The sequence below is a fragment of the Pseudomonas entomophila genome, assembly GCF_029193575.1.
Classification (GTDB): domain Bacteria; phylum Pseudomonadota; class Gammaproteobacteria; order Pseudomonadales; family Pseudomonadaceae; genus Aquipseudomonas; species Aquipseudomonas entomophila_G.
In genome coordinates, this window is sequence record NZ_JARGCS010000031.1 from 68,411 (window position 1) to 90,264 (window position 21,854).

Genomic DNA, 21,854 nt, shown 5'->3' on the forward strand with positions numbered 1-21,854 from the left:
AACGTCGGAAGACTGACGCGCGGCGAGCCACAAGCACAGCAATGGCCACCTACATCCACCTGTACGAGAACGACTATGACCACCCAAGGCCGATCGAAAGGTGAGCGGATTGATATCGACTACAGCTCGACCCAGGCCTTTTTCGACAAGCGGGGCAAGGCCGAGTATGCCAACGTGCTCAGCGCCACCATGTATCAGGACAACCATCCCGAGTTGGTCGAACGGCGCGACGCGACGGAGAAAAGCGTGCTGGCGCCCCAGCTGAGGCTGGGCATCGGCAGCCGCGTCCTGGATATCGGCAGCGGCATTGGCCGCTGGGGGTGGTTCGTGCATGACCAGGCGCCTGAGGCGCACTACCTGGGCATCGATTTCTCCGCCTCGCTGGTCGAGAAAGCCGAGGCCGAGGCGATACGCCGCGGCAAACCCCAATTGCGCTTCCAGGTGATGTCGGCCACTGCCATCGCGCCGGACGCCCTGGCACTCGCCCCGCCCTATGACCTGGTGATCATTTCAGGGCTGCTGATCTACCTGAACGACCAGGACTGCCTGAAGCTGCTCGCCCAGGCGAGCCAGCTCTGCGCACCTGGCGGCCAGATCTACCTGCGCGAACCCGTCGGCGTTTCCGATCGCTTCACCCTCGACCGCTTCTACTCCAGCGAATTGCAGCACGAGTACTCGGCCATCTACCGCACCATCGACGAACTCGACCAGTTGCTGGCGCGCGCCCTGGAGCCCGGCCAGTTCAGCGTGCGCGCCGCTGATTTCCTGTTCGCCGCGGAACTGGAGAAGCGTGCCGAAACCCGCCAGTACTACACCATTGTGCAAAAGGCAGCACAGCCATGACCACCGCCTATTGTTTCGACCTCGACGGCACGCTGACGCGCCAGGAGCTGCTGCCGCTGATCGCCTCTTCAGTGGGGCTTGAGGACGAGATATCCGTCCTCACACAGGCCACCATCAATGGCGTCCTGCCATTCGACAAGTCCTTCAAGCTGCGCGTGCGCCTGCTGCGCGATGCGAGGCTCGACTGGATTCACGCCGCCCTGCGCGAACAGGTGGAGTTCGACCAGCACATGCTCGAGTTCATCCTGCAGCGGCCAGAGCAGTGTTTCGTGGTCACCGGCAACCTGGACGTCTGGGTCCGCCCGATACTGGATCGCCTGGGCATCCAGAGTTTCACCTCCACTGCGGAAATGGAGGATGGCTGCCTCACCGGCATCGCCCATGTGCTGCACAAAGGCGACGCGATCGATAGCCTGCGCGACCGCTTCGATCGGGTGATCGCGGTCGGTGATGGCATGAACGATGTGCCGATGTTCGAGGCCGCCAACTGGCGCATCGCCTTTGGCGGCACCCATGCCCCGAACCCCCTGCTGGTCAAGCTCAGTGATTTCGTCATCAACGACGGTAGAACCCTATGTCGCCTATTAAGCATGTTGTGATCTGCGCCGCCGGGATCGGCTCGCGGCTGGGCCTGAACAAACCCAAATGCCTGGTGGAAGTCAGCGGCCGCTCGCTGCTCGACTATCACCTGGAGCGCCTGTCCTGGGCTGAAACCGTGTGGTTGGTCGTAGGCTTCCAGGAAGAAGACGTCATTGCCCATGCCATGGCCCTGCGCCCGGACCTGATCGTGGTGCGCAACCCGGACTACCTGCGAACCAATACCTTGCAGAGCCTGCACCTGGTCGCGCGGCACCTGGACGAGCGCTTGCTGATGATCGACGCCGACACCTTGGTGGAAGACGCTTCGTTCCGCGCGTTCATCGAAGCGGCGAACGAACACCCGCAACTGATCGGCATATCCCGCTACACCACCAGCGATGGCGTGCGCGTGACCTTGGACGCGGCAGGCGAAGCCGTCGTCGGCTTTACCCGCACGCCTCAGCCGGAGCACGAATGGACCGGCATCGCCGTCATCGAGCCGCACCTGGTGGTCGACCAACCCAAGTTCGTCTACCAGGCGATAGAGCCCTTCCTGCCGATACGTGCGATGGAACTGAAAGCCTTCGACATCGACACCACCGCCGACCTGGACATGGCTTGCCAGGTGCTGGCCAGTGGTTGGAAATCCAGGACCGAACATGCATAACGACACGCCCGTGACGGGCAAGCGCCGCATCGCCATCCTCTATCAGTTGCCCGAGTCGTGGGGCAACGTCCGCACGCTATGGGAGGCGGCCCGCGACGACGCGGATATCGAGGTGACGGTCGTGATGCTGCCGTTCATCCACAACGATTACCAATGGAAGCGCGAGACCTGCGAAGCGCATTTGAACGAATCAGGCGTGCCTTTCGTGGCCTGGGATGCGTTCGAGCTGCAAGACGCTCGCTTCGACGCGGTGATCTACACCTCCCCCTACGACGAAACCCGCCCGCCCGCCTATCGCTTCGCCAACCTGCGCCAACAGGTGGGCTGCACGGCCTACATTCCCTATGGGCTGGAGGTCGGGGGCGGCGCGCACAACTATGTCTACCAGTACGGCCAGCCGGTCATCGCCGGTGCCACGGCGGTGTTCGTGCGTTCCGAAGGTGTGCGCGAGATGTTCGCGCGCCATTGCCCCAGCGGCGCTGGGCATGTCCACGTCACCGGGCACCCACGCATGGATGGCCTGGCGAACCTGGAGGCTTTCCCGGTCGACCCGGCACTTCGGCAGGCCATCGGCGATCGCCAAGCGGTGCTGTGGAATGCGCATTTTTCCATCGACGGTGATTTCTGGTCGACCTTCGACGTGCTCGCCGCCGACATCTTCGAGGCCTTCGCCCAACGCCCTGAGCTGGCGTTGATCTTCCGTCCGCACCCGCTGCTCTGGAAGAAGCTGAGCAACCTCAACATCCTCGACGCAGCCGGCATCGACGCGCTCAAGCAAGCGTTGCAGGCCCGTGGCGTCATCATCGACGAGCACACCGACCATCGCCATGCCTTCGCAGCCAGTGACGCACTGCTCAGCGATGTCGGCTCGTTCCTGATGGAGTACCTGGCCACCGGCAAGCCGGTGCTGTACCTGCACAACCCGCATGGCCTTGGGCTCAACGAAGAGGGCCGCAGCGTGGTCCGGCATTACCAGTCGGCCAGCAGCGCTACCGAGGTCGCGCACTTCCTCGACCAACTGCGCAGCGGCGAAGACCAGCTCGGCGAGCGCCGCCGTGCGGCGATCGAGGAGTTCTTCCACGGCTTCGATGGGCAGGCCGGGCAGCGCGCCCTGAACGTGCTCAAGGACCTGATGGCATGAGCGCTCACCACCCCCTGGCCGACGTGCAAAGCAGCGCGATCGGCGACGGCACCCGCATCTGGCAGTTCGTCGTGGTCCTGCCGGGGGCCCGCATCGGCCGTGACTGCAATATCGCCGCACATTGCTTCATCGAGAACGATGTGCAAGTGGGCGATCGGGTCACGGTCAAGTGCGGCGTGCAACTCTGGGATGGGCTTCGCGTGGCCGATGATGTGTTCATCGGCCCCAACGCGACGTTCACCAACGATCGCTTCCCGCGCTCCCGGCAATGGCCGGAGCGCTGTCCCGAAACCCGCATCGAGCGCGGCGCCTCCATCGGCGCAGGCGCGGTGATCCTGCCGGGCCTGACCATCGGCGAGCACGCCATGGTCGGCGCCGGTTCCGTCGTGACCCGAGACGTACCGGCACGGGCATTGGTGGTCGGCAACCCAGCCCGCATCGTGCGCTATATGGATGATGACCATGCATCGTTTTCTTGACCTGCAACTGCTCACGGCACGCGATGAAACGCAACTGACCGAGGCCTTCGTCAGGGTCCTGCGTTCCGGCTGGTACGTGCTGGGCCAGGAAGTGTCGGCCTTCGAGCGGCAGTTCGCGGCGCTGTGCGGCGTGGAGCACGCAATTGGCGTGGGCAACGGCCTGGATGCGCTGACCTTGATCCTCAAGGGCTACCAACAGCTGGGCCGGCTCGCGCCTGGGGCACAGGTGATCGTACCCGACAACAGCTTCGTCGCCACCGCCCTGGCGGTGAACGCGGCCGGCTGCATACCGGTGCCCGTGGACCCCGAAGAAAACAGCTTCGTGATCGACCCATGCCGCGTGGAGGCGGCGATCACCCCGCACACCGGGGCGATCATCGCCGTTCACCTGTACGGGCAACTGGCCGATATGGCCAGGCTGCGCGCGATCGCCGACGCCCACGGCTTGCTCCTCATCGAGGATGCCGCGCAGGCGCATGGCGCACAGGATGCGCAGGGCGTGTCGGCGGGTGCGCTGGGGGATGCCGCGGGCTTCAGCTTCTTCCCGGTCAAGAATGTGGGCGCCCTGGGCGATGCGGGCGCGGTGACCACCCAGGACAAGGCGCTGGCCGATGAGGTACGCCGCCTGGGGAACTACGGTTCCAGCGAGAAGTACGTGCATACGGTCAAGGGCACCAACTCGCGCCTGGATGAGCTGCAAGCGGCGCTCCTTAGCGTGAAACTGGGCCGGATGAACGACGACGCCAGGCAAAGGGCCGACCTGGCCCTGCGCTACCTGCACGGCATCGACAACCCGTCGATCACCCTGCCCAAGCTCAGCGAACCCCGGCAAGCCCATGTATGGCACCTGTTCGTGGTGCGCTGCGCCCAGCGCGATGCGCTGCAGGCGCACTTGCACGCCTGTGGAGTCCCCACCTTGATCCACTACCCGATCCCGATCCACCGGCAAACCGCCTATGCCGAACTGAGCGGCGCGCACTTGCCGGTCGCCGACCGACTCGCCGCACAGGTCCTGAGCCTGCCGTTGTATCCCGGTATGCCCGAAGCGCTGGTCGAGGCGGTCATCGATGCCTGCAACAGCTTCACCGGCCCCGCTGCCTCGTCCCTGCCAAAGGAATAGTCATGTCACTGAAAGACTGCAAGATCATCGATCTGCCCAAGATCGAGGACCCTCGAGGCAACCTGACGTTCATCGAGTCCGACCAGCACATTCCCTTCACCATCGAACGCGTCTACTACCTGTACGACGTGCCGGGCGGCTCGCACCGCGGCGGCCACGCACACAAGGGCCTGCACCAGTTGCTCATCGCCATGTCCGGCAGCTTCGACATCCTGCTCGATGACGGCCGCACATGCTTCAAGTACCACATGAACCGCTCGTACTACGGGCTCTACATACCGCCAATGATCTGGCGCGAGATCGACAACTTCTCCAGCGGTTCGGTCTGCATGGTCCTGGCCTCCGAGCGCTATGACGAAAACGACTATTACCGGGACTACGACGCGTTCCGCGCCGCTGTGCAGAGGGGGCAGGCATGACGCAGTCGAACATTCAGGACGCAGCCCTGGCGCGCTTGTTCAACGGGCTGGCACAACTGCGGGAAATCAAGGCCCGCCAGCGCAAGCCGAAGGTGTCCGACGTGGATGTCACGGTAGCGGTGATGTCCTACAACAATGCCGCCTTCATCGGGCAAACCGTCGAGTCGGTCCTGGCTCAGGAAGGCGTCCGTCTCGAGCTGCTGGTGTTCGACGATTGCTCGCCTGACGACAGCCTGGAGGTGCTCGAGCGCTATCGCCAGGACCCGCGCTTCAGCTACAAGGTCAACCCACGCAACATGGGCATGATCGGCAACTACAACCAATGCCTGCACGCCGGCAGTGGCCGCTACGTGGTGGTGCTGGGGTCCGACGACGTGATCTACCCGGGCCACCTGCGCAGCCTCGTCGAGGCCATGGACCAGCATTCGCAGGTGGCACTGGGCTACACCCAGTGCCTGTGGATCAACGAGCACGGCCAGTTGCTCAAGCACGCCGTGCACCCGGGGCATCGCGACAGCAGCTACGTGGGTGGCCGGGACGAGCTGGTCGACCTGCTGACGCATGACAGCTACATCACCCCTTCAGCGGCCATCTTCAGACGCAGCGCCCTCCCTCGCTTCACCCTCGAGGACGGCTACGTCCACCGCGACGAGATGTTGGCCGGCGACTGGGAACTGTGGACACGCATCGCCCAGGCCGCACCGGATTTCCTGTTCCTGCACCAGGCAACCGTTGGCTACCGTATCCATGGCGGGCAGATCTCGCAGAAGTTCTACGCCTCCGACAAACCCCTGGCCGAGCATACCCGCATCCTCGAGCTGAACCTTGCCGTGCCCGAGGCACGCAGGCGCATGCAGCAAGGCGCCGGTGGCATCTGGCAGCTCTACCTCAGGCGCCTGGCGGGTTACCCGAGCGAGGTGCAGGCACGCTTCGCAACACGCAAGGAAGCGATCCGCCAGATGCTGTTCGAGGCGCCGCGCCTGACGGTCGAAGCCGACACCCTGTTCAGCGTGATCCTCACCACGTTCAATCGCCCGCGATTGCTGGTCGATGCGCTCGACAGCCTGGCAAACCAGACCTGGAAGGACTTCGAGGTCATTCTGGTCAACGACAAGGGTGCGCCGGTCGAATCCCTGCTCGACGACTACGCGTTTCCCATTACCTACCTGCGCCAGGGGCGCAACCAGGGGCCGGCGGCCGCTCGCAACGCTGGCCACCGCCTGGCACGGGGCCGTTACGTGGTGTACCTGGACGATGACGACCTGTACCTGCCGCACCACCTGCAGACCCTCGCCGAGGCGATCGAGCGTCATCCCGGGGAGGTGGTCTACACCGACGCCGTACTGGTCACCGAAACGCTGGAGGGTGACGCCCGGGTCGAGCAGCGCCGCGAGCAGCGCTATCGGCATGGTGAGTTCTCCAAGGAATGGCTTTTCTATAACAACTATATTCCGGTCAACACCTTCGCCTGCCCGCGCGAGCTGATCGGTGCCGTAGGCGGGCTCGATGAGCAATTGCCGGCATTCGAGGACTGGGACTTGCTGATGCGCCTGGCGCTGCGCGCCAGCTTCCGGCACGTGCGCCGCGAAACGGTGGAGGCACGCATGCGCGCCGCCCAGTCCGACCCCACGCGACGCTCGGATCAAGCCTTCAAGGACTACCCCGCGCTTTACCAGCAGCTCTATGCCCGCCACTGGGACCTGGACAGCGACACCGTCCGCGCCGGGCGCCACAAGATGCTGGTACGCCTCGGCCTGATCGAGGAAGACCAACCCGAGGCGCCCGATGTGCAGGACTGGTTCGCCCAACGCGCCCTGTCACCGCAACAGCGTGAACGGGTCGAACAGCGCCTCGAACAGCACGGCCAAGGGCCACGCTTCGGCATCCTGGTACTCGACCTCGAAGGCTCCCCGGCCAAGGTAGCCGCGACGCAGGCGTCCCTGGCAAGGCTGGCCTATGGCAACGTCCATGCGCTGTTGCTCACGGTGGCTGAGCGCGATACCCAGGACTTCGCCGGCCAGGTCATCCAGGTGACCGCGGACAACTGGATGGCGCAACTCAACCAGGTGCTCACGCAGCCTTCCTTCGACTGGTTCTGCCTGCTCGATGCCGGGGACGAAATGACCCCCGCAGGCCTGCTCGTCGCCGGCCTCGAGCTGTTGAACGCCCCCGATTGCCGGGCCCTTTATTGCGATGGCCTGTATCGTCAGAACGAGGGCCAGGTCGGTGCGGTGCTGCGGCCAGACTTCAACCTCGACTACCTGTTGAGCCTTCCGGCCTCGATGGGGCGCCACTGGCTGTTGCGCCGCGACGTCGTGGTCGCGGCCGGCGGATTCGATACGCGCTATCGGCAAAGCCCGGAATTCGAATTGATCCTGCGCCTGATCGACCTCGGCGGCCTGGATGGCCTGGGGCATATCGCCGAGCCACTGCTGATCAGCGACTCACCGCAACTGGCCGACGTAGCGGACGAGAGGAACGCCATTACCCGCCACCTGCACGCACGCGGGTACGAGTCGCCCGAGGTCCTTTGCGACAAGCCCGGCCAGTACCGGATACGCTATGGCCATCGACAGCAACCCCTGGTGTCGATCCTGATCCTCGCCGGCAGCGACCTGAACTACCTGCAGCGCTGCGTCGAAAGCGTGCTTCAGCACACCCGCCACCGCCACTACGAACTGCTGTTGATCGAGAGCGACCCTGCGGCAGCCGAAGTCAACGGCTGGCTCAACGCACTCGCCCAACTGGGCGAGGCGCGCCTGCGCCCGCTGGGCTACGCCGCGGCGCACGCCAACCCGGCAACGGCGCTCAACAGCGCCGCCGAACAGGCCCGCGGCGACTACCTGCTTTTGCTTTCCCCACGCGCCGCCGTCTACGACGAAGACTGGCTGGATGAAATGCTCAACCACGCCCAACGCCCGGAAGTCGGCGCCGTCGGCGCCAAGCTGCTGTCCGCGGACGGCAAGATCAGCCACGCCGGCTTGATCCTCGGTCTGCAGGGGCCAGCCGGGCGCCCCTTCGTCGGCATGGCCGCGGACGCTCCAGGCTACATGCAGCGGATCCAGGTGGACCAGAACTACAGCGCGGTCAGCGGCGAGTGCCTGTTGATCGCCCGCGAGCTGTACCAGGCGCTCGACGGCCTGAGCGAAGCCATCCCCGCACGCTACCAGGACGTCGACCTATGCCTGCGGGCCAGGCAGGCAGGTTACCTGAACGTCTGGGCCGCCAATGCGCAGCTGCTGCTCAGCGGCCAGGTCGCGGATGCCGCTGCGCCGGAAGAAGAAGACGCGATGTACGAGAAATGGCTGCCGGTACTGGCCAGGGACACCGCGTACAACCCCAACCTCTCGTTGATCCAGAAGGGTGGCTTCCAACTGGCCGGCTCGGCGCTGTCCTGGCGCCCGCTGTCCTCCTGGAAACCGCTGCCGACGGTGCTGGCGCACCCTGCGGACCTGTCCGCGGCCGGGCACTGCCGGGTCGTGCAACCTTTCACCGCCCTGCAACAGGCCGCACAAGTCGAAGGTGCCCTTTCGCTGGGGCTGATGCACCTGCCGGACCTCGAGCGCTATGAGCCCGACAGCATCATCCTGCAGCGGGAAATCGGTGACCCGCGCCTGGCGGCCATGCACCGGATGAAAACCTTCTCCCGGGCGTTCAAGGTATTCGACCTGGACCTGTATCTGCCTGAGCTGCCGGTCGAACTCCGGCAGGCCATGGACATGCCAGGCGATATTCCCGCGGCGTTGCAACGCGCGCTCGGCCTGGTCGACCGCCTGGTGGTGCCCACCGCCTCGCTGGCCGAAGCGTTCAGCGGGCTGCACAAGGACATCCAGATCATCGAGAGCCGCCTGCCAGTGCCCGCATGGGCCTCGCTGCAGGGCCAGCGTCGAGCCGGCCAGAAGCCTCGCGTCGGGCTGGTCGGAGGGGCGCACGACGGCCACGACCTGCTGATGCTCCGTGAAGTGGTCAAGGCATTGGCTGGCGACGTGGAATGGGTCTTGCTCGGGGTTTGCCCGGAGCCTTTGCGGCCCTACTTGCACGAACTGCACGGCGAAGTGCCGGCCGAACGCTACCCGGCGTTGCTGGCCGCGCTGAACCTCGACCTGGTGCTGGCGCCACGGGAGCAGAACGCGCTCAACGAGCACAAGGACAACCTGCCTCTGCTGGAATTCGGTGCCTGTGGCTACCCGGTGATCTGCAGCGACGTGCGCGGCTATCGAACCGCTGGCCTGCCCGTCACCCGGGTGGGTAATCAGGACGAGGCATGGTTGAGTGCCATCCGCATGCACCTGGACGACCTGGAGGCCGCTGCACGCCTGGGTGACGACCTGCAAGCCAAGGTACGCCGGGACTGGATGCTGGATGAACGCCACCTGGATGCCTGGCGCCGCGCTTGGTTGCCCAACTGAGGCTCACACCAGGCAAGCCTGCCGCCCACCGTCCTTGTGGGCGGCAGTAGGGCCTTCGCGGGCTCGCCCGCGAAGGCCCTACTGCCGTATCAGTCGGCCAGCCAACCCCACTCCCAGGCAGCCAGGGCATCGCCCCGCAGCACATGCTCGCGCAGCACCCGTTCGCGCAGCGCGTCGCCCATCTGGTAGCTGGCCACCGGATCGCTCAGGTGCATGCGGATAGCCTCCAGCCATTCGCCGGTGCTATTGCTGCGCACCCGGGTACAGGGCAAGTCGCCCCGGTAGGCTTCGGTATCGGAACACACCACCGGGTAGCCGCAGGCGCCATACTCGAGCAGCCGCAGGTTGCTCTTGCAGTCGTTGAAGATATGGAACTCCAGCGGCGCCAGGGCGAGGTCCAGGTTCAGGCTGGCCAGCTTGCGCGGGTAATCCTGCAAGCCGATCGCCGGATGGAACTCATGGACATAGGGCAGCAGGCCTTCCGGACACATGCCGAAGAATACCCATTCGACATGCTCGGCCAGCTCCTTCACGACCTCCGCGATCACTTCCAGGTCCCCGGTATGACTGGTTCCGCCCCCCCAGCCGATGCGTGGCTTGGAGGACGTTCCCCGCAGGCTTTGCAAGCCTGTCCACAAATGCGGTGCCAGCGTGTTCGGCACCACGCGAATATCACGGTGCATGCTCGACAGCGCGTTCGCCAACGCGTGGGTGGTGACGACCACGCGGTCGCACAAACCGATGCTCCTGCGCAGGTGCTGCTCGATGTCCGCAGGCTTGTTGCGTGCATGGCTGTTCTTGGACGGCGCCGCCAGGACATAGTCGTCGATCTCGAAGACCCGTCGTGCCTGCGAAATCCGTGCGATACGTTCGATATCCTGCGCCGTTCCTGCGGTATGGCGAAGCTGCAGGACAATGACGTCCGGGTTCATCCGCGCCAGTTGCACGGTATTGGGAGACTCATGGGCCACGTGCCCGATCACCCTCCCCGCGGCCTCGAGCTCGATGAACGGCTGCAACACGCGGTAGTGGCCCACCGCAGAGGCGTTGATCGGCAAGCCCAGCACCGACGGCACCACCCTGGCGCACAGCGGGTTCCAGCTGCCTCGAAGCATGGGCTCAACGGCGAAATTAGCCGCTGTCAGGTTCAGGCTGGGGTTGTAGGCCGGGTCATTGATCAACCGGGGCAGCCACTGGTCGACGAACGCGCGCGTCTCGACTTCGCGTTTCGGTGCGACCTCGAGCGCGGCGTCGCCCGGCACCGAGCGCATGTGCACATAGGGCGTCCAGACCACCAGGTAGCCTTCTGCGGTCACCCTCAGGCACAGGTCGATCTCGCTCAACCCGGAGGAGAACTGCCGAGCGCGCAGGCCTCCCAGGCTGTCCCACAGCGACTTGCGCACAAGCAGGCAGTCACCGGACACCGCGCTCCAGTTCTGCACCACCTGCAGACGCTGCAGGTAGCCCCGCGCCTGGACATCTTCACCGACGAACGCCGGGCCAACCGCCTGCTCGACACCCAGCACCATGCCGGCCTCGACCACGCGGTCGAAGCGGTCGATGATCTTGGCCCCCACCACACCGACCTCGGGACGTTGCGCCTGCTCGAGCAGCGCATCGAGCCAGTCGGGCTGGGTCACGCGCAGCGCGCTGGACAGCTTGAGCAGGTAGTCACCCGCGGCATGCCTGGCGGCGCCGTCGAACAGCGTACCGTCGTCGCCGCGCAGTGGCAGCCGCACCACCCGCAGGATACCGCCGCCGATTTCGGCCATCGCCTCGAGCCATGCCGCCGTTTCCGGGTCGACCTCGCCACCGGCGACGACAACGACCTCGTAGCAGGGGTACGTGGTCTGTTCGATCACGCTCTGCACGGATTGCTGCAGGCTGCCCAGGTCATCGCCGCAGGCCACGATGATGGAGACCATGGGCTGTTCCGCGTGGAGATACTCCACACGGTGCAACAGCGGCAAGGCGCCTTGGTGAAGGCGATGCTCGATACCCAGACGGGTCAGGTGCGCCTGCACCAGCGGGCCATTGCCCTCGAGCACCGCCGTCGACGACATCCATTGCGCGTAGCTGAACCCGCATTGCACCTGCACCTCGGCGATGTGCCCGATCACCTGTGGGCCTCGGGTCTCCACCAGGCGCCAGAGCAGGTCATGCGGAGCCAGTTCGCCGAACGCAGGGTCGAAACCGTCCAGTGCCCTGAGCTCGGAACAGGCGAATGCCAACGTGCGCCCGACAAACGGATAGCTGCGGAACAAGTCGATGTTGAAGTCCGGCTTGAACACCGGCTCCTGCGATCGCCCATCGAGCCAGGTCGCCTCATCGCTGTAGAGACTGGCCAGGCCCGGGAACAATGCGATGCGCTCGGCCAGGATCAACAGCGCCGACTCGCTGAGCAGGTCACCGGCCCGCAGCATGTAGACCCAGTCGTCGTCAGAAAGCGTCTCGACTTCGCGGTTGACCTGCGAGACCCAATCCTGCTCCAGCTCAAGATACGTCGCGCTGGCGTCGAGCGTCTGCCCGGGCGCCGCGCTCAAAACCCGACAGGTTGCCGCCGGGTAGATCTGTGCGGCAAGGCTGGCCAGGGTTTCCCGCACTGCTGCGGCATCGCCCTGGGGGTCGAGAACCAGCGTGACGATCCGAGGCTGGCGTGGCCATGCCGACAACACCTGCGGCAGTTGGCGACGCTGGACGTCAGTGAAGCGACGCGCCTGTAGCCACTGTTGGTAGAACTCATCGTAACTTTCGCATTCACTGCCCACGCGCCCTAGCATGCAGGTCTGCCAGTTGCTCAGCAGCAGCTTGAGGTTGGTTTCCTGCCATTGCCTCGGCGCCAGCCCCGCCAAGGCCAAGGGCACCTGCCGCACCCAGCCGCTCGCGGGGGCGGCTTCTCCGCCCCGCGCCACCAGCATCTGCTGCAGCCAACCCCACTCCACGGCAACGGCCTGGGCCACTTCCGGCTGCTTGCTCAGCCGCTGCGGGTGCAGACGCTCGACCGCCAGGGCGTCGGCGATCATGACCATGTTGCCGCGGCGCATCAGGCAACTGAACAGCGCCTGATCCAACAGCGCGACGAAGCCCTGCCCGTCCTGGGTCAACGCCCGCAGCAGCTCGAGCGCCTGCGCACGGCGCATCAAGGCCGCGGAGAAGTTGCCAAGGAAGCTGAATGCATGGCCATCCTGGAAGCCCAGCATGTCATCACCCTTGAACAGGGTGTCGGTGCTGACGAAGCGCGCGTTCGACAGACGCATCGGAAGCATGCAGTTATCGCCATCGGAGAACACCCGCTGGGCGATCACCAGGCTGGTGTCGGCATGCGCCTGGAGCACGCTCGCCTGGCGGGCGATGCAATAGGGAAACAGCCGGTCGTCGTCGCACAGCACCTTCACAAGGTCCCCGCTGGCCAACGCCACGCCCTTGATCAGGTTGCCAACGAAGCCAAGGCGGGTGTCGTTGCGCACATACCGCACCGGCACGATGCCAACCCCCTCGAAGGAATCGACAATCGCCTTGATGTCCTCGCCTTCACTGTCATCGCACACCAGGATTTCCAAGCGCTCGTAGCTTTGCGCCAACGCGCTCTGCAAGGCCATGGCGAAGAAACGCGGATTGAAGGCGGGAATGACGATGCTGACGTCGGGATGTGCGTTCACGGCGGGGAACCTTCAGCGGGCGGTACGCCAGGCCGAAGGGGCCTGGCGCACGGGAAATGAAGCAGGAGGGGGAATCAGATGTAGTTGACCAGCGACAACCCGGCGATCTTGGCGTACGACTGCAGCGACGCCTGGAGCATGTTGGTCTGCATCTGCAGGCGCAGCATCACCGTGGCCGGGTCGCTTTCGCGGATCGAGCTCTGGGTCTTGGTGTTCTCGGTGCCCAGCGCCTCGTTGGTCTCGGCCTGCACGTCGAGCGCCGCCCCGCGCCCACCGATCGAGCTGATCGACGAGCTGACCTGGTTGGTGGCGCTGCGGATATTGCCGATCGCCGAATCCAGCGCGGCCTGGAAGTTCTGCTTGGCCTGCGGGTCGTTGTCCACCGGGCTGCTCAACGCCGCGCGCAACTGGCCGATGGTGTCGAGGATGTTCTGGGTCTGGTGGGTATCGACCTTGATGGCGAACGAGTCACCGGCATTCGGCGCACCGGACAGTTGGAAGCTCACGCCCGAGGCGGTGGCGGTGTTGCCCGCCAGGGTGCCGGTGGAAATCGGTCGACTGCTGTCGGTGAGCGGTGCCGCGTACAGCTCGAAGTCGGTGGCACTGGTGAACTTGAGAATCGCGCCACCGCCCGGGAACGAAGCGTTGTACTGGCCCTGGTTGGCAATGGTCGCGCTGTCGATCTGCGCCGCCGAGGTATTGCCCGCGCTACGCGTACCGCCGATGGCGTCGGGCTTGGAGCTCAGCGCGAAGCTGTGGCCGGCGATGGCGGCGTCGGGGTTGGCCTCGTCACCGGCCTGGAAGCTGATCTTCAGGCGCAGGTCGACGCCCCGGAAGGAGACGGTGGTGTTGTCGCCCTTGGGGTCGAACTTGCCACCCTGGGACGCTTCCAGGGTCACATCGTTGCCCCCGGCGTCGAGGATGCGGTACTGGGTGCTGCTGAGGAACTCGACGCTGTACGGCTCGCCACTGCGAAAGCGATCGTTGTAGGTGGCGCTACCGGAAACCTGGCCGTTGGACAGGCTGACGCGGCCATCGTCGACCGCCGGGGCGGTCAGGCGGGTCTGGCTGCGGCTGGTGTTCAGCGCCTGCTCGAAAGCGTCGTAGCCCGTCTCGTTGGCGGCCAGGCTGAGCATGTCGCCGACCTGCAACTTCAACTGCCCCTGGTCACCCTGGTAGCTGTAGGTGCCATCGGCGTTGCGCAGGTAGGGTTGGGTATCGCCCTTGGAGCCGGAGAACAGGTACTTGCCGTTCTCGTCCTTGCTGTTCATCAGCGAGAACAGTTGCTCTTCCAGCGACGCCAGCTCGTTGGCGTTGGCCTTACGGTCGGCATCGGTGAAACCGGCGTTGCCGGAGCTGATGGCCAGCTCGTTGACGCGCTGCAGGATGCTGCCGATGGCGTTCAACGTACTCTCGCTGGTACCCAGCGCATTGCGCACGTTGGTGATGTTGCCGCTGTACTGCTCGAGCATGTTCTGCTGCTGTTCCAACTGCAACAGGCGCGCCGCCCCCACCGGGTCGTCGGCGGCAGTGCGCACGCGGATGCCGTCGCTCGACTCCTGCTGGGTCTTCACCAGGTTCGAGAAGCTGCGCTGGTAGTTGGTGCTGCTGGTGTTGTAGAACTGCGAAGTGGAGATGCGCACGGTCTACGGCTCCTTAAAGACTGTTGATCAAGGTGGCGAAGGTTTCCTGGGCCGCCTTGATGATCTGCGACGACGCGGTGTAGTACTGCTGGAACTTGACCAGGTTGCCGGTCTCTTCGTCGATCGATACGCCCGACACTGCGTCGCGGCCATCGGTCGCCGACTTGTGCAGCGCCGTGGTGGCGTCACTGTCCATGCTCGCCTGGGCGGCCTTGCCGCCAACATTGGACACCAGCTTGGCATAGGCATCGGTCAGGCTGATGCCCTTGCCGTCGGCGCCCACCTCGACAGTGGACTTGGTCTGCAGGTCGATCACCGACTTGGCGTTGCGGTTGTCGGCGGAGCCTGCGCCGGTCAACGACACGGTGAAGCTGTCACCGTCCTTCGGCGCGCCGGAGACGTCCATCTCGAAGGTGAAGGTCTTCTGCGTGGCACCGTCCATGATCGGGTTGCCGGCACCGTCGACCATCGGCACCGACAACTGCAGCTTGTTGCTCTGGCCGGGAATGATGGTGCCGGTGCCGATCGCGTTGCCCTTGGCGTCATAAAGCGTGTAGGCCTGCGGCGAGGCGGTGTCGTTACCGAACACCAGCTTCACGGGGGTGGAATACTTCAGGCCCGTCTGCAGGTCGGCGCTCTGGGCCGGGTTGTAGATGTCGAACTGCGAGGTCAGGGTCGGCGGAGTGACCGCGCCGGTGCCCTTGTTGCCAGCGCCGTTGGTGGCGTTCAGTGGCGCCGACAACGCCAGGCGCTTGGGGTCGATCAAGGTCGTGTCGATGGTCGCCGCGGCATTGCGCGTGGGGGTGATCTTGAAGCTGTCACCGGCGCTCAACGGGCCGCCATTGAGGGCCAGGGTAAAGCCATCGATCACCGGCGGCGGGTTGTCGTTGAGGTCGAAGCTGCCCATGTCGGTGCCTTCCGGCAGCTTGCGCACGTTGTAGCCGGTGGCGCTGGTGAAGGTCACCTGGTAGTCGCTGGTCGACAGCTTGCCGGTGTCCTTGATGGTCACGTTCAGGTTGCCGGAACCTGCGCTGTTGCCCAGGCGTGCGACGCTGCGCTCGCTGATGGCCTTGGCGCTGTTGATGTCGCCGAACAGCATGGCGCCGAACTCGCCGTTCTTGTCGACGCCCTGGGCCAACTGCTTGTTGATCGCGTCCGACACCACCAGGGCCACACGGCCCAGCTCGTTGAGCGCCGGGTCCAGGGTCTCCTTGCGGTAGCGCAGCAGGCCACCGAGCTCGCCACCGGTGGTGCTGTCGGTGATGTCCATCTTGGTCGAGCCGCGGTTGAGCATCAGCGCCATGCGCGTCGGGTCGTTGCGGCTAGGGCCTACTTCCAGGGTCTGGGTGGTCTTGCCCAGCACCAGGGCCTGGCCGTTGGGCAGGTAGATGTCATAGTTGCCTTCGCGCTCGACCACCTCGGTGCCGACCAGCTTGTTCAGCTCGCGCACGGCGGCGTCACGTTGGTCGAGCAGGTCGTTGGGCTTGCCCTGGATCGCCGACACACGGGCGATCTGCTCGTTGTACTGGGCGATGGTCGAGGTGAGCTTGTTCACCTGCTCGGCGATCGAGCCCATGTTGGCGTTGATGTTGCTGTTCTGCTGGTTGAGCTGCGCCGACAGGGTGTTGAAGCGCTTGGCCAGGGTTTGCGCGCTGGTCAGCAGCAACTGCCGCGAAGCATCCTCGTTGGGCTTGGCCGCGGCGTCCTGCATGGCGGTGAAGAAGTTCTTCAGCGCGGCGGTGATACCGGTGTCGCTGCTCGACAGGGCGGTGTCCAGCGGGTTGATCTGGTTCAGGTACGCGTTGGCGTCGCTGGACAGCGAGGTGGTGGTGCGCAGCTGGTTCTCGAGGAACGAGTTGTACACCCGGCGCACGTCGGCCAGGGTGGTGCCGCTGCCCATGAAGACCTGCCCGTACTGCTGCGAGCCTTTGGTCCTCTGCACGTTCTGCTGGCGGGAATAACCTTCCACATCGGCATTGGCGATGTTGTTACCCAGGGTGTACATCCCCGACTGGGCCGCTCCCAGCCCCGACATGCCAATGTTGATCAAACTCGCCATGGTTGCGTGTCCTTAAAGTTGCGTGGTGGTCCCGAGCATTGCGTAGCTCGTGTCCGACTTCATCTGTCTTGCGATCTGCGAGATCTTGCTGGCGTAGTTCGGGTCGGTGGCGTACCCGGCTTTCTGCAGCTCCCGCACGAACTGTTCTGGGTTATCGGCGGCCTTCACCGCATCTTGATAGCGCGCGTTGCTCTGCAACAGGCTGACCAGGTCGTGGAAGCTGTCCTGGTAGGAGTCGTAGGAGCGGAACGCCGCGGTCTCCTTGACGAACTGACCGCCGCGGAATTCGCTGGTGATCGCCCGCGCCTGATCGCCCTGCCAGTTGCCAGTGGCCTTGATGCCGAACAGGTTGTGGCTGCTGCTGCCGTCGGCGTTGCGCATGACCGACTTGCCCCAACCGGTTTCCAGGGCGGCCTGGGCCACCAGGTAACGGGGGTCGACACCGATGCGCTTGGCGGCCTCTTCGGCCATCGGCAGCATGGTGGCGACGAACTCGTCGCTGTCGCCGAAGGCTTTGTTCGGTGCCAGTGGCGGCTGGGCCACGGCACGGCCGAGGATGCGCATGCCGGCGCCTGGCGCGGCAAAGGCCTGGGCCGGCTCCCAATCGCCCGTGGCGACGCCGCCCGGCGGGATGTCGCCACGGCCTGGCAGCCTGTTGTTCGAGGCGTCCGCCACTGCGCCGGCAGACGGTACGATACCGGCCAGCAAGCGGTCGGTGAGCTTGCCCGGCAACGCCAGGCGTCGTGCATTGAGCGCGGCCACGTCGTTGTGCGCGGCGCCGCTGTCGCTGGCACGCTCGGGCTCGGCGACGCGCGCGCCCCACAGCGCCGGCGCGGCGCCGTCGGTGCGCGGGAACGGGCTGGTGTTCGGTGGCGTGGCCTTGTTCTTCGACAGCTGACGCACCAGCACGTCCTGCAGGCCAATGCCGCCCCCCTCGCGGGACATGCTCACGGCCAACTGCTGGTCGTACATGTCGCGGTACTGTTTGACCGTCTCGGTGTTCATCGGGTCGCCGTCGGCGAGCACGTCGCCAGCCTTGCGCGAGGCCTTGAGCATCTCGCTGATGAACAGCGACTCGAACTCCTGGGCCACCTTGCGCACGTTGGCGTCGCTGTCGCGGTCACCATGCTTGAGCGAGCTCAGGCGGTTGAGGTCGGTGTAGGCACCGCTGTCGGCGTGACTGGAAACCAGGCTCTTGGAATTCATCCGTGGCGTCCTCAGATCACGATCAGGTCGGCTTGCAACGCGCCGGCCTGCTTCAAGGCTTCGAGGATGGCCATCAGGTCGCCGGGGGCGGCGCCGACCTGGTTCACCGCGCGCACGATCTCGTCCAGCGTGGTGCCCGGGCCGAACTTGAACATCGGCTTGGCTTCCTGCTCGGCGTTGATCCGCGAGCGCGGCACCACGGCGGTCTGGCCATTGGAGAACGGCCCCGGCTGGCTGACGATCGGGTCTTCGGTGATGGTCACGGTCAGGCTGCCATGGGTCACCGCCGCAGGCGAGACCTTGACGTTCTGGCCGATCACGATGGTGCCGGTGCGCGAGTTGATGATCACCTTGGCCACCGCCTGGCCCGGGTCGATCTCCAGGTTCTCGAGGATCGACAGGTAGTCCACGCGCTGGCTCGGGTCCATGGGCGCGGTCACCCGCACCGAGCCACCGTCGATGGCCTGGGCAACGCCCGGGCCGAGCAGGTCGTTGACCTTGTCGACGATGCGCTTGGCGGTGGTGAAGTCGGGGCGGTTGAGGTTCAGGGTCAGGCTGTTGCCCTGGTTGAAACCGCTCGGCACCGCGCGCTCCACCGAAGCGCCACCGGGAATACGACCAGCCGACGGTACGTTGACGGTGATCTTCGAGCCATCGCGGCCTTCGGCATCGAAACCGCCCACCACCAGGTTGCCCTGGGCGATGGCGTAGACGTTGCCGTCGATCCCCTTGAGCGGGGTCATCAACAGGCTGCCGCCGCGCAAGCTCTTGGAGTTGCCGATCGACGAGACGGTGATGTCCACCTGCTGACCTGGTTTTGCGAAGGCCGGCAGGTCGGCATGCACCGACACCGCGGCGACGTTCTTCAACTGCACGTTGCCCGAGCCCGGCGGCACCTTGATGCCAAACTGCGAGAGCATGTTGTTGAAGGTCTGCAGGGTGAACGGCGTCTGGGTGGTCTGGTCACCCGTGCCGTTCAGGCCCACCACCAGGCCGTAGCCGATCAACTGGTTGGTGCGCACGCCAGAGATGCTGGCGATGTCCTTCAGGCGTTCGGCATGAGCGCCGAACGCACAGGACAGGAGCAGGGTCGCGGCAATCAGCTGCCTTGCGTTGAACATGGTCATCCGTACTCAGAAAGGCCAAAGCGGGCTGATGAAGAAGCGGTCCAGCCACCCAGGCTGGCTGGCGTCAGCGAACGACCCGGTGCCCGAATAGGTGATGCGCGCATCGGCCACGCGGGTCGACGGCACGGTGTTGTCGGTGGCGATATCGTCGGCACGCACCAGGCCGGCGATGCGCACCAGTTCCTCGCCGGTGTTCAGGGTCATCCATTTCTCGCCGCGCACGGCGATGATGCCGTTGGGCAGCACCTCGGCCACCGTGACGGTGATCGAACCGGTCAAGGTGTTGCCCTGGCTGGCGGTGCTGGCGCCCTTGGTGTTGCGCTCGCCCTTGTAGCCAGCCTCCAGCGACAAGTCACCGCTGCCGAAGGGGTTGTTGGTGTTCGGGTTGGTGCCGAACAGCGAGCTCAAGCCGAGGTTCGCCTCGCTGTTCTTCTGGATCTGCGAGCCGGCGTTCTTGCTCGCCGAGGTGCGTTCGTTGAGGGTGATGGTGATGATGTCACCGACGCGGAACGCCTTGCGGTCGCCATACAGGTTCTGCTCGAACCCGGCCTGGTAGATCGAACCGTTGTTGGCCGATGCCGGCAGAGGGGTGCGCGGCAATACCGGCGCATAGTACGGGTCGTTGGGCTTGGGCGTCGGTGCGACGCAACCGGCCAGCAACACCGCCCCCCCGAGGGCGAAGACGGACAACAGACGATTCATGACGCATACCTCACGGTGTAACGGGCAAAGGGCTTACAGCTGCTGGGTAACGAACGACAGCATCTGGTCGGCGGTGGAGATGACCTTGGAGTTCATCTCGTAGGCGCGCTGGGTGGTGATCATGTTCACCAGCTCTTCCACGGTGCTGACGTTGGAGTTTTCCAGGGTTTTCTGCAGGGTGGTGCCGAAGCCGTTGAGGCCCGGGGTGCCGATCTGTGGCGCGCCGCTGGCGGCGGTTTCCAGGAACAGGTTGTCACCGATGGCCTGCATGCCGGCCGGGTTGATGAAGTCAGCGGTCTGGATGTTGCCGATGACCTGGGCGGCCGGGTTGCCGGCGGTGGTGATCGACACGGTGCCGTCCTGGCCCACGGTGAAGGTCTGCGCGTCCGGCGGCACGACGATGGCCGGTTCCAGGGCGAAGCCGTTGGCGGTGACGATCTGGCCGTCGGAGTTCAGGTGGAAGGTGCCGTCACGGGTGTACGAAACGGTGCCGTCCGGTTGCAGGACCTGGAAGAAACCGCGACCGTTGACCGCCATGTCCAGCGGGTTCTCGGTGGTCTGCAGGCTACCGGTCTGGAAGTTCTTCTGGGTACCGACGATGCGCACACCGGTACCGACCTGCAGGCCCGAGGGCAACTCGCTGTCCTGGGTCGACTGGGCGCCGGGCTGACGCTTGGTCTGGTACAGCAGGTCCTGGAACTCGGCGCGGTCACGCTTGAAGCCGGTGGTCGAAACGTTGGCCAGGTTGTTGGAGATGACCGTGAGGTTGGTGTCCTGGGCGGACAGGCCGGTTTTAGCGACCCAAAGAGCCGGAAGCATTGATGTTCTCCTCGTGCGCCTGTTTTACGGCACCCGTTCAAAAGTGATTAGCTGATTTGCAAAACCCGAGCCATGGCTTCGTCGCCCTGCTCAGCTGTTTTCATCATCTTGACGTGCAGCTCGAACTGCCGGGACAGCGCCAGCACCGAGGTCATTTCCTCGACGGCATTGACGTTGCTGCCCTCAAGGAAGCCCGACACCACCTTGACGTTCACATCGGCATCGGCGGGCTGGCCGCTCTTGGTGTGGATGAGGCCGTCGGGCCCCTTGGTCATGCCACGGATGTCCGGGTTGACCAGCTTGATACGGTCGACCTCGGCCATTACCCGCGGGTCTTCGCCCATCGCGCGGATGCTGATGGTGCCGTCCTGGCCGACCTCGACCTTCTGCTCCGGCGGAATGGCGATCGGGCCGCCGTTGCCGATCACCGGCATGCCATTGCCGGCACGCAACACACCCAGGGCATCGATGTTCAAGCTGCCAGTACGCACGTAGGCTTCGCTGCCGTCGGGCGCCTGCACGGCGATGAACCCCTCGCCGGACACAGCCACGTCCAGCTCACGACCGGTCTCGACCATCGGGCCTGCGCTGAAGTCGGTGGCTGGCCGCTCGCTCATGGCGAAGGCCCGCGCCGGAAAGCTGTCGCCGAACACCGGCATCGAGCGCGCCTGCTCCAGGTCGCGCTGGAAGCCGTTGGTGGAAATGTTCGCCAGGTTGTTGGCGTGGGCCTTTTGCGCCAGCGCGTTCTGGCTGGCGCCGGTCATGGCCACGTAAAGCATCTTGTCCACAGTCATCCTCCGCTGCACTGGCGATCGATTGCCGCTCGCCGTTGCTTTACAGGCACTGAAGCAAGTTCCGAACCAACTTTTCAAAGGCATGAAAAAGCCCGTGAATACGGGCGTTTGGGGAATACCGCGGGAAGCTGAACGTCGGATATCCGGCGGGAGTTTGCCGCTGTCGGCAAGGCTGGGCTGTTTCTGTG

16 protein-coding genes are annotated in these 21,854 nt (G+C 65.0%); 8 read left to right on the forward strand and 8 right to left on the reverse strand.

The features are described 5' to 3' along the window. Window positions 1–75 precede the first annotated feature (75 nt). From P0Y43_RS14465 to P0Y43_RS14500, 8 genes are read left to right on the forward strand one after another with little or no spacing between them, the layout of a single operon-like run. On the forward strand, window positions 76–843 hold the full coding sequence (locus tag P0Y43_RS14465) for a class I SAM-dependent methyltransferase (protein ID WP_275637936.1): 768 nt from the start codon (window positions 76–78) through the stop codon (window positions 841–843). Beyond that, entirely contained in the window at window positions 840–1,442 is a 603-nt protein-coding gene (locus tag P0Y43_RS14470) for an HAD family phosphatase (RefSeq protein ID WP_275637937.1), read from the forward strand. Before P0Y43_RS14465 ends, P0Y43_RS14470 begins: the two co-directional genes overlap by 4 nt. Continuing rightward, the gene (locus P0Y43_RS14475) at window positions 1,418–2,089 is read left to right on the forward strand and encodes an NTP transferase domain-containing protein (RefSeq protein ID WP_275637938.1); all 672 of its coding nucleotides are present in this window, start codon (window positions 1,418–1,420) and stop codon (window positions 2,087–2,089) included. The genes P0Y43_RS14470 and P0Y43_RS14475 overlap by 25 nt, the downstream gene beginning before the upstream one ends. Continuing rightward, window positions 2,082–3,230 (forward strand): CDP-glycerol glycerophosphotransferase family protein, encoded by a 1,149-nt coding sequence (locus tag P0Y43_RS14480; protein ID WP_275637939.1) that lies wholly within the window; start codon window positions 2,082–2,084, stop codon window positions 3,228–3,230. Before P0Y43_RS14475 ends, P0Y43_RS14480 begins: the two co-directional genes overlap by 8 nt. After that, window positions 3,227–3,709 carry an acyltransferase gene (locus P0Y43_RS14485; protein ID WP_275637940.1) on the forward strand — a complete coding sequence of 161 codons (483 nt, stop codon included), beginning with the start codon at window positions 3,227–3,229 and terminating at the stop codon, window positions 3,707–3,709. Before P0Y43_RS14480 ends, P0Y43_RS14485 begins: the two co-directional genes overlap by 4 nt. Beyond that, window positions 3,693–4,829 carry a DegT/DnrJ/EryC1/StrS family aminotransferase gene (locus tag P0Y43_RS14490; RefSeq protein WP_275637941.1) on the forward strand — a complete coding sequence of 379 codons (1,137 nt, stop codon included), beginning with the start codon at window positions 3,693–3,695 and terminating at the stop codon, window positions 4,827–4,829. Before P0Y43_RS14485 ends, P0Y43_RS14490 begins: the two co-directional genes overlap by 17 nt. Before the next feature lie 2 nt (window positions 4,830–4,831). Continuing rightward, window positions 4,832–5,248, forward strand: a complete 417-nt coding sequence (locus P0Y43_RS14495) for a sugar 3,4-ketoisomerase (RefSeq protein ID WP_275637942.1) — start codon at window positions 4,832–4,834, stop codon at window positions 5,246–5,248. After that, window positions 5,245–9,657, forward strand: a complete 4,413-nt coding sequence (locus tag P0Y43_RS14500) for a glycosyltransferase (RefSeq protein ID WP_275637943.1) — start codon at window positions 5,245–5,247, stop codon at window positions 9,655–9,657. The genes P0Y43_RS14495 and P0Y43_RS14500 overlap by 4 nt, the downstream gene beginning before the upstream one ends. 89 nt (window positions 9,658–9,746) lie before the next feature. Here the strand turns inward: P0Y43_RS14500 and P0Y43_RS14505 are convergent, their stop codons facing one another. From P0Y43_RS14505 to flgF, 8 genes are all read right to left on the reverse strand, one after another. Continuing rightward, the gene (locus P0Y43_RS14505) at window positions 9,747–13,316 is read right to left on the reverse strand and encodes a glycosyltransferase (protein WP_275637944.1); all 3,570 of its coding nucleotides are present in this window, start codon (window positions 13,314–13,316) and stop codon (window positions 9,747–9,749) included. A gap of 74 nt (window positions 13,317–13,390) precedes the next feature. Next, the gene (locus P0Y43_RS14510) at window positions 13,391–14,959 is read right to left on the reverse strand and encodes a flagellar hook-associated protein 3 (protein ID WP_275637945.1); all 1,569 of its coding nucleotides are present in this window, start codon (window positions 14,957–14,959) and stop codon (window positions 13,391–13,393) included. Between the two features lie 13 nt (window positions 14,960–14,972). After that, window positions 14,973–17,018 (reverse strand): flagellar hook-associated protein FlgK, encoded by a 2,046-nt coding sequence (gene flgK, locus P0Y43_RS14515; protein ID WP_275637946.1) that lies wholly within the window; start codon window positions 17,016–17,018, stop codon window positions 14,973–14,975. 12 nt (window positions 17,019–17,030) lie between these two features. Continuing rightward, window positions 17,031–18,224: a flagellar assembly peptidoglycan hydrolase FlgJ gene (flgJ, locus tag P0Y43_RS14520; protein WP_275637947.1), complete on the reverse strand. Its 1,194-nt coding sequence runs from the start codon at window positions 18,222–18,224 to the stop codon at window positions 17,031–17,033. 11 nt (window positions 18,225–18,235) lie between these two features. Then, window positions 18,236–19,345: a flagellar basal body P-ring protein FlgI gene (locus P0Y43_RS14525; RefSeq protein ID WP_430540252.1), complete on the reverse strand. Its 1,110-nt coding sequence runs from the start codon at window positions 19,343–19,345 to the stop codon at window positions 18,236–18,238. A gap of 12 nt (window positions 19,346–19,357) precedes the next feature. Beyond that, a complete protein-coding gene (flgH, locus tag P0Y43_RS14530) occupies window positions 19,358–20,053 on the reverse strand; it encodes a flagellar basal body L-ring protein FlgH (RefSeq protein ID WP_275637949.1) in 696 nt (231 codons plus the stop codon). A gap of 33 nt (window positions 20,054–20,086) precedes the next feature. Further along, window positions 20,087–20,872, reverse strand: coding sequence for a flagellar basal-body rod protein FlgG (gene flgG, locus P0Y43_RS14535; RefSeq protein ID WP_275637950.1), 786 nt, complete (start codon window positions 20,870–20,872; stop codon window positions 20,087–20,089). 47 nt (window positions 20,873–20,919) lie between these two features. Continuing rightward, window positions 20,920–21,660, reverse strand: coding sequence for a flagellar basal-body rod protein FlgF (gene flgF, locus P0Y43_RS14540; protein ID WP_275637951.1), 741 nt, complete (start codon window positions 21,658–21,660; stop codon window positions 20,920–20,922). Window positions 21,661–21,854: the final 194 nt, after the last annotated feature.

Coding starts and splice junctions, on each gene's coding strand:
- P0Y43_RS14465 (WP_275637936.1), top strand. CDS start 76: ATGACCACCCAAGGCCGATCGAAAGGTGAGCGGATTGATATCGACTAC.
- P0Y43_RS14470 (WP_275637937.1), top strand. CDS start 840: ATGACCACCGCCTATTGTTTCGACCTCGACGGCACGCTGACGCGCCAG.
- P0Y43_RS14475 (WP_275637938.1), top strand. CDS start 1,418: ATGTCGCCTATTAAGCATGTTGTGATCTGCGCCGCCGGGATCGGCTCG.
- P0Y43_RS14480 (WP_275637939.1), top strand. CDS start 2,082: ATGCATAACGACACGCCCGTGACGGGCAAGCGCCGCATCGCCATCCTC.
- P0Y43_RS14485 (WP_275637940.1), top strand. CDS start 3,227: ATGAGCGCTCACCACCCCCTGGCCGACGTGCAAAGCAGCGCGATCGGC.
- P0Y43_RS14490 (WP_275637941.1), top strand. CDS start 3,693: ATGCATCGTTTTCTTGACCTGCAACTGCTCACGGCACGCGATGAAACG.
- P0Y43_RS14495 (WP_275637942.1), top strand. CDS start 4,832: ATGTCACTGAAAGACTGCAAGATCATCGATCTGCCCAAGATCGAGGAC.
- P0Y43_RS14500 (WP_275637943.1), top strand. CDS start 5,245: ATGACGCAGTCGAACATTCAGGACGCAGCCCTGGCGCGCTTGTTCAAC.
- flgK (WP_275637946.1), bottom strand. CDS start 17,018: ATGGCGAGTTTGATCAACATTGGCATGTCGGGGCTGGGAGCGGCCCAG.
- flgJ (WP_275637947.1), bottom strand. CDS start 18,224: ATGAATTCCAAGAGCCTGGTTTCCAGTCACGCCGACAGCGGTGCCTAC.
- P0Y43_RS14525 (WP_430540252.1), bottom strand. CDS start 19,345: ATGTTCAACGCAAGGCAGCTGATTGCCGCGACCCTGCTCCTGTCCTGT.
- flgH (WP_275637949.1), bottom strand. CDS start 20,053: ATGAATCGTCTGTTGTCCGTCTTCGCCCTCGGGGGGGCGGTGTTGCTG.
- flgG (WP_275637950.1), bottom strand. CDS start 20,872: ATGCTTCCGGCTCTTTGGGTCGCTAAAACCGGCCTGTCCGCCCAGGAC.